Origin of the sequence: Mangrovibacter sp. MFB070, from assembly GCF_000705335.1 — a bacterium.
Classification (GTDB): Bacteria; Pseudomonadota; Gammaproteobacteria; order Enterobacterales; family Enterobacteriaceae; genus Mangrovibacter; species Mangrovibacter plantisponsor.
Window position 1 is genome coordinate 161464 of the sequence record NZ_JJMI01000025.1, and the last position, 18760, is coordinate 180223.

Genomic DNA, 18760 nt, shown 5'->3' on the forward strand with positions numbered 1-18760 from the left:
GATTCAATCAATTAACCGGCGATTTTCGCCCAGGTATCACGCAACCCAACAGTACGGTTGAATACCAGTTTCTCGGTTGTGCTGTAGCGGTCATCCAGGCAGAAGTAACCTTCACGCTCAAATTGCAGCGCTTTACCAGGCTGGGCTGATTTCAGGTTCATCTCTGCCACACCTTGTTTAATCACCAGGGATTCCGGGTTGACTGTTGACAGGAAATCATCAGCCCCACCAGGGTTCGCCACACTGAACAGGCGGTCATATAAACGGATTTCAACAGGTAATGCGTGTGCGGCACTTACCCAGTGAATAACACCTTTCACTTTGCGCCCGTCTGCCGGGTCTTTACTCAGGGTTTCTGCGTCATAGCTGCAGAAAATCGTGGTGATATTCCCCTCGTCGTCTTTTTCGATACGCTCAGCTTTAATCACATATGCATTACGCAAACGCACTTCTTTACCCAGCACCAGGCGTTTGTATTGCTTGTTCGCTTCTTCGCGGAAATCTGCGCGGTCGATAAAGACTTCGCCACTGAATGCCACTTCACGGCTTCCCATATCCGGGTTATTTGGATGGTTAGCCATGGTTATCATTTCGCTCTGCCCTTGCGGGTAGTTTTCAATGACCACTTTAACGGGATCAATCACAGCCATCGCCCGTGGTGCGTGTTCGTTCAGGTCTTCACGGATACAGGCTTCGAGCGCTGCCATCTCAACTGTATTATCCTGTTTGGTAATACCGATGCGCTTACAAAACTCTCTTACTGATGCAGGGGTATAACCACGGCGACGCAGGCCTGAGATGGTCGGCATACGTGGGTCATCCCAACCTTCAACAATTTTCTCAGTGACCAGTAAATTCAGTTTACGCTTGGACATAACAGCATATTCAAGGTTCAGGCGTGAAAATTCATACTGGCGCGGGTGAGCCGGAATCGTAATGTTATCCAGCACCCAGTCGTACAAACGGCGGTTATCCTGGAATTCCAGAGTACACAAAGAATGCGTAATGCCTTCCAGCGCATCAGAGATGCAGTGGGTGAAATCGTACATCGGGTAAATGCACCATTTGTTCCCGGTCTGGTGGTGTTCTGCGAACTTAATACGGTAAATCACCGGATCACGCATTACCATAAATGGCGAAGCCATATCGATTTTGGCGCGCAGACAGGCAGTGCCTTCCTGGAACCCACCAGCACGCATTTTTTCGAATAACGCCAGGTTTTCTTCAACACCGCGTGAGCGGTAGGGGCTATTTTTCCCGGGCGCAGTCAGCGTACCGCGATATTCACGGATTTGTTCCGGAGTCAGCTCATCAACATAGGCCAGGCCTTTGTTAATTAATTCCAGCGCGTACTGGTACAACTGATCAAAGTAATCAGATGAGTAGTGCACGTCACCTGCCCACTGGAAACCTAACCACTGCACATCGTGTTTAATTGATTCAACGTATTCGATGTCTTCTTTAACCGGGTTGGTATCGTCAAAACGCAGATTACATTGCCCCTGGTAATCACGCGCAATACCGAAATTCAGGCAAATCGACTTGGCATGGCCGATATGCAAATAACCGTTGGGTTCCGGCGGAAAACGGGTGCAAATATGGTCATGCTTACCAGCAGCCAGATCTTCATCGATGATCTGGCGGATAAAATTCGTTGGGCGGGCTTCAGCCTCACTCATCACAGAGTCCTCAAAGCGTAAACATCATTTAACGGAGAATGATCTAATAAGCGGCGCGTGGAAACAACCTTTATGTTGCAATAATTCTGGATTTATTGCTCTGCGTAGTTACTGCGGGCGTAAAAAACGGCTGAAGAAAACCTTCAGCCGTTGATTTACGTATCAGGCGGGATTAATTACTTTTTAATGTCGAACAAAATAGTCTGCCCGGCAATAACCTGGCCTTCTGCTTTTAACTCCAGGCCCGCAAAGTCGTCAATATTACTGCAGACAACCGGACTAATCATGGAGCGGGCATTGGCATTCAGGTAATCGAGATCTAACTGCAGTACCGGTTGCCCGGCAGTCACAGTTTCACCTTCTTCAACAAGGCGCGTGAACCCTTTACCGTTCAGGGCGACAGTATCAATCCCCATATGCACCACCAACTCTGCACCTTCTTCCGTTTCCAGGCAGAATGCGTGGTTGGTATTGAAGATTTTCACAATAGTCCCGGTTGCTGGTGCAACCACCATGCTGTCGGTCGGTTTAATCGCCACGCCATCGCCAACGGCTTTGCTGGCAAAGGCTTCATCAGGCACCTGATCCAAAGCAACAACCGCACCGGTAACCGGTGATACCAGTGAAACCACGGTTACCGCCGTAGAAGTGGGAACAGCCTGCAATTTGGCACCACTTTGTACTGGTGCCGGAGCAGGCGCTGCTTCAACGTGCCCGGTAGTTTTCATTGCGTTAGCAATTTTCTCTGCAACAAAGCCAACAATAACCTGCACACTGGTTTTATTCAGGCGAATTACACCGGTTGCGCCCAGCCGTTTCGCCATTGCTTCATTGACCAGAGAAGAGTCTTTCACATTCAGGCGTAACCGTGTAATACAGGCATCAATGGCAGTCAGGTTGTCAGAGCCCCCCACCGCAGCAATATACTGACGGGCAAGCAGAGTTGCATCCTGCTCCTTCGCAGCACCACCATTGCTGACATTCATATCTTCGCCATCGGCTTCGCTTCCGGCAACAGCCAGTTCACGTCCCGGTGTCATCAGGTTGAATTTAGTGATAGTGAAACGGAACACCACATAATAAATAACGAAGAATACCAGCCCCTGAGGTATCAGCATGTACCAGTGGGTAGCCAGCGGGTTACGCGAGGAAAGCAGCATATCAACAAAGCCAGCACTAAAGCCAAAACCGGCAATCCAGTGCATAGTGGCAGCGATATATACAGAAATCCCGGTAAGGACTGCGTGAATCACATACAGCACAGGTGCAACGAACATGAAGGAAAATTCTAACGGTTCAGTTATCCCCGTGAAGAAGGCAGCAAACGCCCCCGCCATCATGATCCCTAACACTTTTGCTTTGTTTTCCGGGCGGGCGCAATGGTAAATAGCCAGAGCCGCGCCAGGCAAACCGAACATCATAATCGGGAAGAAACCAGCCTGGTAACGGCCAGTAATACCCGGAATCGCCTTGCCCGCTTCAATAGACTGAGCGCCACCAAGGAAATTAGGAATATCGTTGATACCCGCCACATCGAACCAGAACACAGAGTTCAGCGCATGATGCAAACCAACCGGAATCAACAAACGGTTAAAGAAGGCGTAGATCCCGGCACCCGCTGAGCCCAGTTTCTGGACATGCTCACCGAAATTAACCAGGCCACCAAAAATAATGGGCCATGTGTACATCATGACGAAAGCCACAGCAATCATCACGAAAGACGTCAGGATGGGAACCAGGCGGCGTCCGCTAAAGAAAGAGAGCGCTTTAGGCAGTTCAACACCGCTGAAGCGGTTATAGAGCTCAGCAGAAATCACCCCAACCAGGATACCAACAAACTGGTTCTCGATTTTACCGAAAGCCGCCGGAACCTTATCGACAGGAATATTTTGAATCATGGACACCGCAGCCGGTGAACATAACGTGGTCAGCACCAGAAAACCGACAAAGCCAGTCAGTGCCGCTGCACCATCTTTGTCTTTAGACATACCGTAAGCCACACCAATAGCAAACAGTACTGACATATGGTCAATGATGGCAGAACCAGATTTGATGAAGAATGCCGCCAGCGCACTTTGACTGCCCCAACCAACCGGGTCAATCCAGTAGCCAACCCCCATCAGTATTGCCGCGGCAGGCAAGGTCGCGACAGGCACCATGAGCGCGCGACCAACGCGTTGTAAATAACCTAATACACTCACATATTCCCCCTTGTAAGACCCGATAAGTCTTAGCTAACTGTCTGTTTTTATTTTGACTGAAACTGAAATACCCGCACAGCTTTAAATATTACATGCGGAGTGTGTGAAAAAATAATTCGCATCGCAAATTAATTACACTTATTTGTGATAAAAATCACCAAAAGCTTCTTATTACATCCCTTTTAACTGGCCTGAAACCAAAACTTATTTTATCATTCGAAAAATCAAGACGGATTGACCCTGTTCGCTCTTCGACTGACGGAGCATTACACTTTAGAGCAACTCAATTCGGCTTTTCTGTTTCTTTCTATCTTTATGAGGTGAACAATGAGACTGATTCCCCTGGCTACACCACAGCAAGTTGGCAAGTGGGCAGCGCGCCATATCGTTAACCGCATCAATGCATTTAAACCTACAGCTGAGCGCCCTTTTGTCCTCGGTCTGCCCACCGGAGGCACACCGCTTGAAGCCTATAAGGCACTTGTTGACATGCACAAAGCAGGCCAGGTTAGTTTTAAACATGTTGTCACATTCAATATGGACGAATATGTCGGTTTACCCAAAGAACACCCGGAAAGCTACCACAGCTTTATGTACCATAATTTCTTTGAACACGTTGATATTCCCGAAGAAAATATCAACCTGTTGAATGGTAACGCGCCTGATATTGATGCAGAATGCCGTCAATATGAAGAAAAAATTCGCGCATATGGAAAAATCCACCTTTTCATGGGCGGTGTGGGCAACGATGGGCACATTGCCTTTAATGAGCCGGCATCTTCTCTGGCGTCACGGACCAGAATCAAAACACTGACTCACGAAACTCGTGTTGCCAATTCACGTTTCTTTGGTGGTGATGTCAGCCTGGTGCCAAAATACGCACTCACTGTTGGTGTGGGTACCCTGCTTGATGCCGAAGAAGTGATGATTCTTGTGCAAGGCCAGGTCAAAGCTCAGGCTTTGCAGGCGGCCGTTGAAGGCAATGTCAATCACATGTGGACAATCAGTTGCCTGCAACTCCATCCTAAAGCCGTTATCGTTTGTGACGAGCCGTCAACGATGGAACTGAAAGTGAAAACACTGAAATATTTCAATGAATTAGAAGCTGAAAACATTAAAGATCTTTAAGCTCGAGCTATTAACCGGGGGAAATTATGTACGCTTTAACCCAGGGCCGGATTTATACCGGCCGAGAAGTTCTCGATGGCCATGCTGTGGTCATTGCCAATGGTCTGATTGACCGTATCTGTCCTGAGTCCGAGTTGCCCGACACACTTGCCCGGCACGCGGTGAACGGCGCCATTATTTCCCCTGGTTTTATTGATGTGCAGCTCAATGGTTGTGGTGGCGTACAGTTCAACGACACAGCAGAAGCAGTCAGCGTTAAGACGCTGGAAATCATGCAGGCAGCCAACGAAAAATCCGGTTGTACCAGCTTCCTGCCTACGCTTATCACTTGCAGCGACACCCTGATGATGCAGGGGGTTAATGTGATGCGTGATTATCTGAATAAACACCAGAACCAGGCGCTTGGACTGCATCTCGAAGGCCCCTGGTTAAATATCAAGAAAAAAGGCACACATAACCCGGACTACATTCGGTTACCGGAAAGCCAACTGGTTGATTTTCTGTGCCAGAATGCCGATGTCATTGCCAAAATTACGCTCGCTCCGGAAAAAGTACCGGCAGCAGTAATTAAGCAATTAGTCAGTGCAGGTATTGTGGTTTCCGCCGGGCATTCCAATGCCACGTTGCGTGAAGCCAAAGCTGGGTTCCGTGCTGGTATCTCCTTTGCTACGCATTTATTTAACGCCATGCCATATATCACTGGGCGTGAGCCTGGCCTGGCAGGCGCAATTTTTGATGAAGAAGATGTGTGGTGTGGTGTTATTGCCGACGGCATGCATGTCGATTTTGCGAACATCCGCACGGCGAAAAAAGTGAAAAAAGACAAGTTATGTCTGGTGACTGATGCAACCGCTCCGGCAGGTGCAAACATCGACCAGTTCATTTTTGCTGGTAAAACAATATACTATCGTGACGGGCTTTGCGTAGATGAAAACGGCACACTGAGTGGTTCATCACTGACTATGATTGAGGGAGTACGCAATCTGGTTGAGCACGTTAACATTGCGCTGGATGAATCACTGCGGATGGCGACACTCTATCCGGCGCGAGCTATAGGCATGGATAAACATCTTGGGACAATTGAGCCGGGCAAAGTGGCCAATTTAACCGTGTTTACCCGTGATTATCATATTATCAAGACCATCGTTAATGGTAACGAGGTCGTTACAGAGTAAGTAAGGCATGACAACTGGCGGACAAGCGCAAATTGGCAATGTGGATTTGGTTAAACAACTGAATAGTGCGGCGGTCTACCGTCTGATTGATCAGGCAGGCCCCATCTCACGTATTCAGATAGCCGAACTCAGCCATCTGGCACCCGCCAGTGTCACCAAAATTACCCGCCAGTTACTTGAGCGCGGGTTAATTAAAGAGGTCGATCAGCAGGCATCAACCGGCGGGCGGCGTGCTATTTCTATTATTACTGAAACACGTCTGTTCCAGGCTATCGGAGTGCGGCTTGGCCGCCATGATGCCACACTGACTTTGTTTGATTTAAGTGCCCGGTCATTGGCTGAAGAGCACTTTCCTCTTCCTGAACGCACTCAGGAAACGCTGCAGGATGCGCTGCTGAATACTCTCGCCACGTTTATCAACAATAACCAGCGTAAAATCCGTGAGTTAATTGCTATTTCAGTGATACTCCCAGGGCTTGTTGAGCCAGATACAGGTGTGGTTCGCTATATGCCTCACCTCCCGGTCAACGAGTGGCCGCTGGTGTCAGTACTGGAAAAAAAATTCAATATCACCTGTTTTGTCGGCCACGATATTCGTAGCCTGGCACTCGCCGAGCACTATTTTGGCGCAACCCGCGACTGCGATGACGCTATTTTGGTGCGTGTGCACCGGGGAACTGGGGCTGGCATTATCTCTAACGGGCAGATATTTATTGGCCGTAATGGCAACGTAGGTGAAATTGGCCATATTCAGGTCGATCCGCTTGGTGAACGTTGCCATTGCGGAAACTTTGGTTGCCTGGAAACCATTGCCGCCAACGCCGCTATTGAAAACCGGGTGCGCCAGCGCCTGGAGCAAGGCTACCCCAGCCGTTTATCCCTTGATGACTGCGATATTGCCAGTATCTGTAAAGCTGCCAACAAAGGCGACACTTTGGCGACAGAAGTGATTGAACATGTTGGGCGCCAACTGGGGAAAGCGATAGCTATTGCCATCAACCTGTTTAACCCACAAAAAGTCGTCATCGCTGGCGAGTTGGTAGAAGCAGAAAAAATACTGATGCCAACCATTCAGGCCTGTATCAACACCCAGGCATTGAATGCATTCCGGACAAAACTCCCTGTTGTTCGTTCTCAACTGAATGACCGCTCAGCGATTGGTGCGTTTGCGCTGGTTAAACGCGCCATGCTGAATGGCGCACTGCTCCAGCGTTTGTTGGAAAATTAACAGGATTTTCATCTGTTCCAGGCTATAGTTAGCCCCTTGAGAATGCTAATAAAGAGTATCGAATGACCATCCAGAACGTGATTTGCGATATTGATGGTGTGCTAATGCACGACAATGTCGCCGTGCCTGGCGCCAGTGAATTTCTGGCGCGCATAATGAATAAAGGTTTGCCGCTGGTTTTACTGACCAACTACCCTTCGCAAACAGGCCAGGATCTGGCTAACCGGTTCTCTGCAGCCGGCATTGAAGTGCCAGACTCCGTGTTTTACACCTCGGCCATGGCCACTGCAGATTTTCTGCGCCGCCAGGAAGGCAAAAAAGCCTATGTCGTGGGTGAAGGCGCATTGATTCACGAACTCTATAAAGCAGGGTTTACCATTACAGACATCAACCCGGACTTCGTCATTGTGGGTGAAACCCGGTCTTATAACTGGGAAATGATGCATAAAGCAGCCTATTTTGTGGCAAACGGCGCCCGGTTCATTGCCACTAACCCGGACACCCATGGCCGGGGGTTTTACCCTGCCTGCGGTGCACTGTGTGCTGGTATTGAGAAAATATCCGGGCGTAAACCGTTTTATGTTGGCAAACCCAGCCCGTGGATAATCCGCTCGGCGCTGAACAAAATGCAGGCGCATTCTGAGCACACGGTTATTGTCGGCGACAACCTGCGCACTGATATTCTGGCAGGCTTCCAGGCCGGGCTGGAAACCATTCTGGTCTTGTCCGGCGTTTCCAGTATGGACGACATAGATAATGTGCCTTTCCGCCCAACCTGGATTTACCCTTCCGTTGCTGAAATAGACATTCTCTGATTCTCGCCCACCACGACTTCTGACGGCGCACATGCGCCGTTTTTGTTATCTGCGCACCAAAACAGCACAATTATTGTTTATCTAACAAAACAGAGGAAATAGTGGAGATTCGTCAATACCAGAATCAATAAACATACAGAAAATCACTTTTCCGCAGCAGCAGGTTAACTTTTATTTTTTGAACCCTGAAAAGGCTTGCACCGTTATGCACATTGGGGCATTTTCTTACTTACGGAATGCGGCAAACAGGGTTTGCTGCACAATATATATAAGACAACATCACCGCCCAGTTCGGTTAAACGGAGAAGTGTATGTGTTCGATTTTTGGTGTGCTGGATATTAAAACCGACCCGGCTGAATTACGAAAAAAAGCACTGGAGTTATCCCGCCTGATGCGTCACCGTGGCCCGGACTGGTCCGGTGTTTACGCCAGTGACAAAGCCATTCTTGCCCATGAACGCCTGTCTATTGTGGACGTGAACGCTGGTGCCCAGCCACTGTATAACCCGGAACACACCCATGCTCTGGCAGTCAATGGTGAAATTTACAACCACCAGGCTCTGCGCGCTGAATACGCTGACCGCTATGCATTCCAGACGGGTTCAGACTGTGAAGTTATTCTGGCGCTGTATAAAGAAAAAGGCCCGGAATTCCTTGATGACCTGCAGGGTATGTTCGCCTTCGCTTTATACGACAGCGAACAGGATGCGTACCTGATTGGTCGCGACCATATTGGTATCATCCCGTTGTATATGGGCCATGACGAACACGGCAACTTCTATGTCGCATCAGAAATGAAAGCCCTGGTACCAGTTTGCCGCACCATCAGCGAATTCCCTCCGGGAAGCTACCTGTGGAGTAAAGACGGTGAAATTCGCCAGTACTACCAGCGTGACTGGTTTGAGTTCGATGCCGTTAAAGACAACGTGACGGACAAAAACGAATTGCGCCAGGCTCTGGAAGATTCTGTAAAAAGCCATTTGATGTCCGATGTACCCTATGGCGTGCTGTTGTCTGGTGGCCTGGATTCATCTGTTATTTCTGCTATCACCAAAAAATTTGCCGCTCGCCGCGTAGAAGATCAGGAACGCAGCGAAGCCTGGTGGCCGCAACTGCACTCATTCGCAGTTGGTCTGGAAGGTTCACCTGACTTGAAAGCAGCGCAGGAAGTTGCTGACCACCTGGGTACCGTGCACCATGAAATCCACTTCACCGTGCAGGAAGGCCTGGATGCCATTCGTGATGTTATTTATCACATTGAAACTTATGACGTCACCACCATCCGCGCCTCCACGCCGATGTACCTGATGTCACGTAAAATCAAAGCAATGGGCATCAAAATGGTGCTGTCCGGTGAAGGCTCAGATGAAGTATTTGGCGGCTACCTCTATTTCCATAAAGCGCCCAATGCCAAAGAGCTCCATGAAGAAACTGTGCGTAAATTGCAGGCACTGCATATGTTTGACTGCGCCCGTGCGAACAAAGCCATGTCTGCATGGGGTGTTGAAGCGCGTGTTCCTTTCCTGGATAAAAAATTCCTCGATGTGGCAATGCGTATCAACCCGCAAGATAAAATGTGCGGTAACGGCAAAATGGAAAAACACATTCTGCGTGAATGTTTTGAATCCTACCTGCCAGCCAGTGTGGCATGGCGCCAGAAAGAACAATTCTCCGACGGCGTTGGCTATAGCTGGATTGACACACTGAAAGAAGTTGCTGCAGAACAAATTACCGATCAGCAACTGGAAACCGCGCACTTCCGTTTCCCGTACAACACGCCAACGTCAAAAGAAGGTTACTTGTACCGTGAAATTTTTGAAGAGCTGTTCCCGGTACCAAGCGCGGCTGAATGTGTACCTGGTGGCCCGTCAGTTGCCTGCTCTTCTGCCAAAGCCATTGAATGGGATGAATCATTCAAAGCGATGAACGACCCATCAGGCCGTGCTGTTGGTGTGCACCAGTCTGCATATAAATAACACTGCTATACAATTTCACTGCCAATGCCCGCTATATGCGGGCATTAAGGCTGATGGCAAACCTCATGTCCGCACAAAACGAGAGCTTCTCACCCAATAAAAAGTCTGGGAAATCAATTCATTGATTTTCGGCTGCTAACTAAAAAGAAGGAAAAACCACGTTTTTTCCTTCTTTTTCATCAATATGAATGCCCGCTATATGCGGGCATTTTTTATGCGGGCAGCAAACGAACATAAGCCATTACTATTATTTGCTGAGTCGTTCGCAAGCACCCTGCTTAATTCCTCTGTTCATTTCCCTCATCACTTTGTTTGTTATCTCACCAGGCATTTCTGCAATACCGTATTCCTCAGGCGATTACCGGCAGATACGCCAAAAACTTCGCCACTGATAATGATGGCTTTTTAACCAGGAAAATCATAAAAAACGTAATATTTTGTTGATTATCACACCAAGTCGTTCGCAAGATAGTCAAACAGACATTCATAGCCACTTTTCGGGAAAAAATGTGTTGACGCTGCAAGGCCCAATACGCATAATGCGCCCCGCAACGCCGATAAGGTAACGCGAAAAAAAGATGGCTACGTAGCTCAGCTGGTTAGAGCACAGCACTCATAATGCTGGGGTCACAGGTTCGATTCCCGTCGTAGCCACCATCTTTTTTGCGGGAGTGGCGAAATTGGTAGACGCACCAGATTTAGGTTCTGGCGCCGCAAGGTGTGCGAGTTCAAGTCTCGCCTCCCGCACCATTTCCGTTAGCGTTGTCGGATGGGGTATCGCCAAGCGGTAAGGCACCGGTTTTTGATACCGGCATTCCCTGGTTCGAATCCAGGTACCCCAGCCATTTTTTTTGCGACTCCTGCGTGGATACGCGTCAGTCGTTGGGGTATCGCCAAGCGGTAAGGCACCGGTTTTTGATACCGGCATTCCCTGGTTCGAATCCAGGTACCCCAGCCAGTCGTTTTTTTTGGCTGGTCAATAGCAGTACAATTTGGCTACGTAGCTCAGCTGGTTAGAGCACAGCACTCATAATGCTGGGGTCACAGGTTCGATTCCCGTCGTAGCCACCATTTTCTTGGGGTATCGCCAAGCGGTAAGGCAGCGGATTCTGATTCCGCCATCCGGGGTTCGAATCCCTGTACCCCAGCCAAATTTAAAAAGACGTTATACGTAACGCACCTGTTGGGGTATCGCCAAGCGGTAAGGCAGCGGATTCTGATTCCGCCATCCGGGGTTCGAATCCCTGTACCCCAGCCACTCAATAAAAAAAGCCCGTTTATCGGGCTTTTTTTGCATCTGTAGTTTACCGAACTATAGCTTACCGAACTGCCGTTTCCTGAATGTAGTTAACTGAATGTAGTTAACTGAACTCTGGTTTAATCATACCAGCCACAGAAAAGCCCGGCGGCAACAGCCGGGCACAGAGATCAGTTACGGCTACAAACCAATTGCATATTTCAGCACCTGTGATTTGACCTTTCCTGCATTCGCTGCCGCCATCAGACCTAAATTCCGGACCAACTTTACGGGCCCCAGCCGGTTAGAGAAACTGGCATAGAACAGATCCATCCCGGTTTGCATCAATATGTTATCCGGGTAGCGGCGTGCCTGGTAACGCAACAATACGTTTTTGGATGACCAGTCTTCACCATAACTGCGGGCATTAACCAGCACATCAAGTAGTGCATCGACATCCCGGTAACCAAGGTTCACGCCCTGCCCCGCCAGCGGGTGAATAGTGTGTGCTGCATCGCCAATCAGGGCCACACCTTGTTTGACATAGCGCCACGCATGGCGCCGCACCAGCGGAAATGCTCCCCGGGCAACCGGTTCGGTCTCACCAATACGCTCAGGGAAATGGGCCCGGATTTCATTCGCCAGTTGTGCCAGCGGCATTTTATTCAGTGCCTGAATGCGTGCAGGCTTGTCATACCAGACAACTGAACCGTAATTTCCCATTAACGGTAACCACGCCCGGGGCCCGTCTGGCGTGAATTGCTGCCAGGTACGGTCTCCTGATTCCTGTGACCGCTTTACTGTAATCAGCATACAGGCCTGGTCATACTCCCAGCCATGAATACCGATACCGGCCATCTCGCGCACTTTTGAATGCGCGCCATCTGCCCCCACCACTAACCGCGCAGTGAGCACTTCACCGGAATCGAGTACCAGTTGCTGCCCTTTCGCAACAGTGGATAGCGAACGTAATGTTGCCGGGCAGAAGCAAGTCACCGCCGGATGAGACGAAACGGCATCCCACAGTGCACGTTGTAACACAGGGTTTTCAACCATATGCCCTAAAACCGGCACACCTAATTCACCGGCGGAAAAAACCACCCGGGCATTATCCCATTCCCAGGTTTCCAGCTCGCGCCAGGGGTGGCTGCGCATGGCAGTAACAGACTGCCAGACACCAAGGCTGTTTAATAAAGCAATGGACGCAGCACTGACAGCAGAGACCCGCACATCAGGGGGTAACTCCGGGTTAAAAACAGCCGGCGTTTGCTGCTCAACCAGCGCAACGCTAAAGCCGTTTTGAGCAAGCCCCAGGGCCAGTGCCGCCCCAACCATACCGCCGCCAATAATCGCAACGTCTGTGGATAGATTCGTCATGGTTAATTATCCTTAGCACACATAGGCTAAGTGTACCGGATTTTCAATCCAGTGCGCTGTCTGTCTCTCACCTACTGGTCACAACAGCGCCAAAGCATTACAATACGCGCCCTGCATTCCTGGCGTTAACTGAGCAATGAGTCAATGACAAAAAAACTGCATATCAAAACCTGGGGCTGTCAGATGAACGAATACGATTCATCGAAGATGGCCAGTCTGCTGGAGACCACTCACGGTTTTACTCTGACCGAAGTGGCTGAAGAAGCAGATGTTCTGCTGCTGAATACCTGTTCAATTCGTGAAAAGGCACAGGAGAAGGTTTTCCATCAGTTAGGCCGCTGGAAAACATTAAAAGACAAAAACCCTGAGCTGATCATTGGTGTTGGCGGCTGCGTGGCATCGCAGGAAGGTGAACATATTCGCCAGCGTGCCCATTATGTCGATATTATTTTTGGGCCACAAACTCTGCACCGCCTGCCGGAAATGATCAAACAAGTCAGTGGCACTCGTAGCCCTGTGCTGGATATCAGCTTCCCGGAAATCGAAAAGTTTGACCGCCTGCCGGAACCCCGTGCAGAAGGGCCAACAGCATTCGTTTCTATTATGGAAGGCTGTAATAAATACTGTACTTACTGCGTAGTGCCTTATACCCGCGGTGAAGAAGTCAGCCGCCCAAGTGACGACATCCTGCTGGAAATCGCCCAGTTGGCTGCACAAGGTGTGCGTGAAGTTAACCTGTTAGGCCAGAACGTCAATGCCTACCGTGGCCCAACTTTTGATGACGGTATCTGCACATTTGCTGAGCTGCTGCGCCTGGTGGCGGCCATTGACGGGATTGACCGGATTCGCTTTACCACCAGCCACCCAATTGAGTTCACTGACGATATCATTGAAGTCTACCGAGATACGCCTGAACTGGTGAGCTTCCTGCACTTACCGGTACAAAGTGGCGCAGACCGCGTTCTGAATATGATGGGGCGCACGCATACTGCGCTGGAATACAAAGCCATCATTCGTAAACTGCGCGTGGCGCGGCCGGATATCCAAATCAGTTCCGACTTTATCGTTGGTTTCCCGGGGGAAACTGAACAGGATTTCGAACAGACCATGAAACTGATTGCTGATGTCAATTTTGACATGAGCTTCAGCTTTATCTTTTCTGCCCGCCCGGGTACACCGGCAGCCGATATGGTTGATGATGTCAGCGAAGAGGTGAAGAAACAGCGCCTGTGGATCCTGCAAGAACGGATTAACCAACAGGCAATGGCCTGGAGCCGCCGGATGCTGGGTACTACACAGCGGATTCTGGTAGAAGGCACTTCGCGCAAAAATATTATGGAACTGTCAGGGCGTACTGAAAATAACCGGGTGGTTAACTTTGAAGGGACACCGGATATGATTGGTAAGTTTGTTGATGTCGAGATTGTTGATGTCTTCCCCAACTCATTGCGCGGAAAAGTGGTGCGCACTGAAGACGAAATGGGGTTGCGTATCACCGAATCTCCGGCGTCTGTAATTGCCCGTACCCGTAAAGAAAATGAACTGGGTGTGGGTACCTGGCAACCCTGATTTCGGTCTGGCCCTCTTGTGGGGCCAGTTCCCCTTGCATTCTTCACAATCTATCCCCATATCCGCCTTAAGTGTTGTGTCCGGCCTTACGGGCAGGAATAATTTCACATGCCGCCCATGAGCGGTACATCTTCTTTGCTAACAGGCCCTGTGTGACCCAGAGGATAAGTTTGAATATCGAAACACGCGAATTAACGCTGGAGCCGGCAGACAATCAACGGCTGTTGAGCTTATGTGGCCCGTTTGATGACAACATCAAACACCTGGAGCGCCGGTTAGGTATCGAAATTAACCGCCGCGACAACCATTTTAAACTGACCGGTGGCACTCTGGTCATCAATGCCGCAGCAGATATTCTGCGTCATCTGTATGTTGATACCGCCCCGGTACGCGGCCAGACTAAAGACATTGATCCCGAGCATATTCACCTGGCTATCAAAGAGTTCCGGGTACTGGAACAGGCCGCAGAAAGTGTACCGGAATACGGTAAAGCCATTAATATCAAGACCAAACGCGGTGTTATTAAACCGCGCACGCCAAACCAGGCGCAATATATTGCCCATATCCTTGATCATGATATTACCTTTGGTATTGGCCCTGCCGGGACGGGTAAAACCTACCTTGCTGTCGCTGCTGCAGTAGATGCCCTGGAGCGCCAGGAGATTCGCCGTATTCTGCTGACCCGCCCGGCGGTGGAAGCCGGTGAAAAACTGGGTTTCCTGCCCGGCGATTTAAGCCAGAAGGTTGACCCTTATTTGCGGCCACTGTATGACGCACTGTTTGAAATGCTTGGTTTTGAACGGGTAGAAAAGCTTATGGAGCGCAATGTTATTGAAGTTGCCCCACTGGCTTACATGCGCGGTCGTACCCTCAATGATGCATTCATCATTCTTGATGAAAGCCAGAACACCACCATTGAGCAAATGAAAATGTTCCTGACGCGTATCGGTTTTAACTCCAAAGCCGTTATTACCGGGGATGTTACTCAGATAGACTTACCACGCAATACCAAATCTGGCCTGCGTCATGCAATTGAAGTGCTGTCTGAAGTTGATGAGATAAGTTTTAACTTCTTCCACAGCGAAGACGTGGTACGCCACCCGGTGGTTGCGCGTATTGTTAATGCTTATGAAGCATGGGAAGAAGCAGACCAAAAACGCAAGGCAGAACTGGCCGAAGAGCGTAAACGTGAAGCGCTGGCTGCTCAAAACAGCCTGCAGGAGCACAAATGAGCAAGGTGATAGTCGATCTCCAGTTAGCCTGTGAGAACAACCAGGGGCTGCCAGATGAAGCAGCATTCCAGCGCTGGGCCGATGCAGCTATTCTGCAATTTCAGGAAGAGGCAGAAATCACTGTCCGCCTGGTTGATGAAGCTGAAAGCCATGAGCTGAATCATACTTACCGTGGCAAAGACCGGCCAACCAATGTGCTGTCATTTCCGTTTGAAGCCCCGCCAGGTATTGAAATGCCACTGCTGGGTGATTTGGTGATTTGCCGCCAGGTTGTCGAGCGCGAAGCACAGGAGCAGGAAATCACTACCGAAGCACACTGGGCGCATATGGTGGTGCATGGTTGCCTGCACTTGCTGGGTTACGATCATATCGAAGATGACGAAGCAGAAGAGATGGAAAGTCTGGAAACAGAGATAATGCTTGCTCTTGGCTATGCTGACCCGTACATTTCCGAGAAAGAATAACGGTATTTTGCTGTTATTCTTCAATGAAGATGGTTGCCGGCCGGATGAGTTTGCTCCGGGCCGGTTATTTTTAAACTGATACAGGAACCCAAAATCACCGCCATGAGCGACGATAATTCACACAGTAGCGACACGCCTCACAGTAAAAAGGGATTCTTTTCCCTGATCCTCAGCCAGCTTTTTCATGGCGAGCCCAAAAACCGGGATGAGCTGCTGGCGCTAATTCGTGATTCTGAACAAAATGAGCTTATCGACCAGGATACGCGGGATATGCTCGAAGGGGTAATGGACATCGCCGACCAGCGAGTTCGCGATATTATGATTCCCCGCTCACAAATGGTCACCCTCAAACGAAATCAACCTCTTGATGAATGTCTGGATGTCATTATTGAATCCGCACACTCTCGTTTCCCGGTAATCAGTGAAGATAAAGATCACATCGAAGGGATTTTGATGGCAAAAGACTTGCTGCCGTTTATGCGCAGCGATGCTGAGCCATTTAGCATGGACAAAGTGTTACGAACTGCGGTGGTGGTGCCTGAGAGTAAACGTGTAGACCGTATGCTCAAAGAGTTTCGTTCTCAGCGTTACCACATGGCTATTGTTATTGATGAATTCGGCGGTGTTTCCGGCCTTGTTACTATTGAAGATATCCTCGAGCTGATTGTCGGCGAAATTGAAGACGAGTACGACGAAGAAGAAGATATCGATTTTCGCCAGTTAAGCCGTCACACCTGGACCGTGCGCGCACTGGCTTCAATTGAAGATTTTAACGACACCTTCAGCACGCAATACAGTGACGAAGAGGTGGATACAATTGGTGGTCTGGTGATGCAGGCATTTGGTCACCTGCCAGCCCGTGGCGAAACGATTGACATTGACGGTTACCAGTTCAAAGTTGCCATGGCTGACAGCCGCCGTATTATTCAGGTTCATGTCCGTATTCCGGATGACTCTCCGGCGCCTACAGTGGAAGAATAATTGATGGCATTCGCCTTTTTGTCTCGCCAGTGGCAACGACTGCTGCTGGCGTTACTTTTCGGGGCCTGCGGCACGCTGGCCTTTTCTCCTTATGATTTCTGGCCTGCGGCGATTATCTCGCTCACTGGTCTGCATTTGCTCACGCTGAACCGCCGCCCATGGCAAAGTGCCGCCATTGGTTTTATCTGGGGTTTTGGCCTGTTTGGAACCGGAGTCAACTGGGTTTATGTCAGCATCGCTCAGTTTGGTGGCATGCCAGGCCCGGTTAATATCTTCCTGGTTATCTTGCTGGCAGCCTGGCTGTCACTATTCCCGGCGCTGTTCAGCGGCCTGCTCAGCCGCTTGTTTCCGTCAACCACATTATGGCGAGTGGTTCTGGCAAGCCCTGCACTCTGGCAAGTCACAGAGTTTCTGCGCGGATGGGTGCTGACTGGTTTCCCCTGGCTGCAATTTGGCTACAGCCAGATAGACGGCCCACTGAAAGGCCTTGCCCCGGTCATTGGTGTAGAAGGCATTACCTTTTTGCTGGTGATGCTCACCGGTTTTCTGGCCTTCGCAATTGCGCAGAAAAGCTGGCGTTCATTGGTTGCCGCATGCGTGTTATTAGCGCTGCCATGGCCTCTGCGCTACATCACCTGGTATCAGGCACAGCCTGAGCGGGCAGTTAATGTCGCACTGGTTCAGGGTAATATTCCCCAGTCAATGAAGTGGGATGAAGGCCAGTTGCTGCACAGCCTGCAAACCTATGTCGACCTGAGTTCACCCTGGGTTGGCAAAGCGCGCCTGGTTATCTGGCCGGAATCGGCAATCAGTGATCTTGAAGTTAACCAGCAACGTTTTTTACACCAACTGGATGATACTTATCAGGCACATAACACCGCGCTGGTTACCGGTATCGTAGATGCCCGCCTGAATAAACAAAACCGTTACGATACCTACAATACGGTAATTACGCTTGGGGAAGGCAACCCCTATAACTATTTCTCGCCTGACAGGTATAACAAGAACCATTTGGTTCCCTTTGGGGAGTTTGTCCCGCTGGAATCCATTCTACGCCCGCTGGCGCCGTTCTTTGACTTGCCCATGTCGTCATTCAGCCGCGGGCCTTATAAACAGAAGCCACTGGAAGCGAATGGTTACAAGCTTACCACTGCCATTTGCTATGAAATCATTCTTGGCGAGCAGGTACGCGACAACTTCCGCCCTGATACAGATTTTCTGCTCACCGTCTCAAATGATGCCTGGTTTGGCCATTCAATCGGCCCGTGGCAGCATTTCCAGATGGCTCGTATGCGTGCGCTGGAACTGGCCCGCCCTCTTCTGAGAAGCACCAACAATGGCGTGACTGCTGTTGTTAAACCCGATGGCGATGTACAGGCAATTGTCCCGCAGTTTACCCGCCAGGTGCTGGATGCCACCGTCACACCAACTCGCGGCCTGACACCTTACGCCCGTTTCGGCAACTGGGGGGTTTGGTTACTCTCGTTGCTGGCTGGTTTCGCCGCACTGGTCTGGAGTCTGGGCCGCCGTAAACGCTAATTCTTTCCCGGCGCAGGCTTCGTTCTGCGCCGTTTTTTTATCCGTTTGTTATGCTGCTGTAACCTTTATTTTCCTTTCTGGCACGACCTTTGCTTAGACATTTCCAGAGGTAACAACTGTTTGCTGCTATAGCAGTAAACATTAATGCCAGGTTGCACC

The 18760-nt window shown here is 49.9% G+C and carries 13 protein-coding genes and 7 tRNA genes; 17 read left to right on the forward strand and 3 right to left on the reverse strand.

What is annotated here, in order from left to right:
- Positions 1-11: 11 nt before the first annotated feature.
- Together glnS and nagE are read right to left on the reverse strand one after the other, a co-directional pair.
- On the reverse strand, positions 12-1679 hold the full coding sequence (glnS, locus tag DT73_RS12930; RefSeq protein ID WP_036109428.1) for a glutamine--tRNA ligase: 1668 nt from the start codon (positions 1677-1679) through the stop codon (positions 12-14).
- Positions 1680-1855: 176 nt separating this feature from the next.
- On the reverse strand, positions 1856-3880 hold the full coding sequence (gene nagE / locus DT73_RS12935; protein WP_036109429.1) for an N-acetylglucosamine-specific PTS transporter subunit IIBC: 2025 nt from the start codon (positions 3878-3880) through the stop codon (positions 1856-1858).
- Positions 3881-4207: 327 nt separating this feature from the next.
- Between nagE and nagB the strand changes: the two genes are divergently transcribed.
- From nagB to DT73_RS12995, 12 genes are all read left to right on the forward strand, one after another.
- Entirely contained in the window at positions 4208-5008 is an 801-nt protein-coding gene (gene nagB / locus DT73_RS12940) for a glucosamine-6-phosphate deaminase (protein WP_036109430.1), read from the forward strand.
- A gap of 26 nt (positions 5009-5034) precedes the next feature.
- Entirely contained in the window at positions 5035-6183 is a 1149-nt protein-coding gene (nagA, locus tag DT73_RS12945; RefSeq protein ID WP_036109431.1) for an N-acetylglucosamine-6-phosphate deacetylase, read from the forward strand.
- Positions 6184-6190: 7 nt separating this feature from the next.
- The gene (locus DT73_RS12950; RefSeq protein ID WP_036109432.1) at positions 6191-7411 is read left to right on the forward strand and encodes an N-acetylglucosamine repressor; all 1221 of its coding nucleotides are present in this window, start codon (positions 6191-6193) and stop codon (positions 7409-7411) included.
- A gap of 62 nt (positions 7412-7473) precedes the next feature.
- On the forward strand, positions 7474-8226 hold the full coding sequence (locus tag DT73_RS12955) for an HAD-IIA family hydrolase (protein ID WP_036109435.1): 753 nt from the start codon (positions 7474-7476) through the stop codon (positions 8224-8226).
- Positions 8227-8537: 311 nt separating this feature from the next.
- Positions 8538-10202 carry an asparagine synthase B gene (gene asnB / locus DT73_RS12960; protein WP_036109437.1) on the forward strand — a complete coding sequence of 555 codons (1665 nt, stop codon included), beginning with the start codon at positions 8538-8540 and terminating at the stop codon, positions 10200-10202.
- 580 nt (positions 10203-10782) lie between these two features.
- Positions 10783-10859 (forward strand) — tRNA-Met (locus DT73_RS12965).
- Positions 10860-10867: 8 nt separating this feature from the next.
- Positions 10868-10952 (forward strand) — tRNA-Leu (locus DT73_RS12970).
- A 20-nt stretch (positions 10953-10972) separates the two neighbouring features.
- Positions 10973-11047, forward strand: a tRNA-Gln gene (locus tag DT73_RS12975).
- Positions 11048-11085: 38 nt separating this feature from the next.
- A tRNA-Gln gene (locus tag DT73_RS12980) sits at positions 11086-11160 on the forward strand.
- Between the two features lie 36 nt (positions 11161-11196).
- Positions 11197-11273 (forward strand) — tRNA-Met (locus tag DT73_RS12985).
- A 6-nt stretch (positions 11274-11279) separates the two neighbouring features.
- A tRNA-Gln gene (locus tag DT73_RS12990) sits at positions 11280-11353 on the forward strand.
- A 33-nt stretch (positions 11354-11386) separates the two neighbouring features.
- A tRNA-Gln gene (locus DT73_RS12995) sits at positions 11387-11460 on the forward strand.
- A 180-nt stretch (positions 11461-11640) separates the two neighbouring features.
- On the opposite strand, the gene ubiF is transcribed toward DT73_RS12995, so the two are convergent.
- Positions 11641-12816, reverse strand: a complete 1176-nt coding sequence (gene ubiF / locus DT73_RS13000) for a 3-demethoxyubiquinol 3-hydroxylase (RefSeq protein WP_036109440.1) — start codon at positions 12814-12816, stop codon at positions 11641-11643.
- 144 nt (positions 12817-12960) lie between these two features.
- Between ubiF and miaB the strand changes: the two genes are divergently transcribed.
- The 5 genes from miaB (at position 12961) to lnt (ending at position 18601) form a co-directional block, all read left to right on the forward strand.
- Entirely contained in the window at positions 12961-14385 is a 1425-nt protein-coding gene (miaB, locus tag DT73_RS13005; protein WP_036109443.1) for a tRNA (N6-isopentenyl adenosine(37)-C2)-methylthiotransferase MiaB, read from the forward strand.
- Between the two features lie 170 nt (positions 14386-14555).
- Positions 14556-15617, forward strand: coding sequence for a PhoH family protein (locus tag DT73_RS13010; RefSeq protein ID WP_036109454.1), 1062 nt, complete (start codon positions 14556-14558; stop codon positions 15615-15617).
- On the forward strand, positions 15614-16081 hold the full coding sequence (ybeY, locus tag DT73_RS13015; RefSeq protein ID WP_036109458.1) for an rRNA maturation RNase YbeY: 468 nt from the start codon (positions 15614-15616) through the stop codon (positions 16079-16081). Before DT73_RS13010 ends, ybeY begins: the two co-directional genes overlap by 4 nt.
- A 102-nt stretch (positions 16082-16183) precedes the next feature.
- Positions 16184-17062: a CNNM family magnesium/cobalt transport protein CorC gene (gene corC, locus DT73_RS13020; protein ID WP_036109461.1), complete on the forward strand. Its 879-nt coding sequence runs from the start codon at positions 16184-16186 to the stop codon at positions 17060-17062.
- Between the two features lie 3 nt (positions 17063-17065).
- A complete protein-coding gene (gene lnt, locus DT73_RS13025) occupies positions 17066-18601 on the forward strand; it encodes an apolipoprotein N-acyltransferase (protein ID WP_036109463.1) in 1536 nt (511 codons plus the stop codon).
- Positions 18602-18760 lie beyond the last annotated feature (159 nt).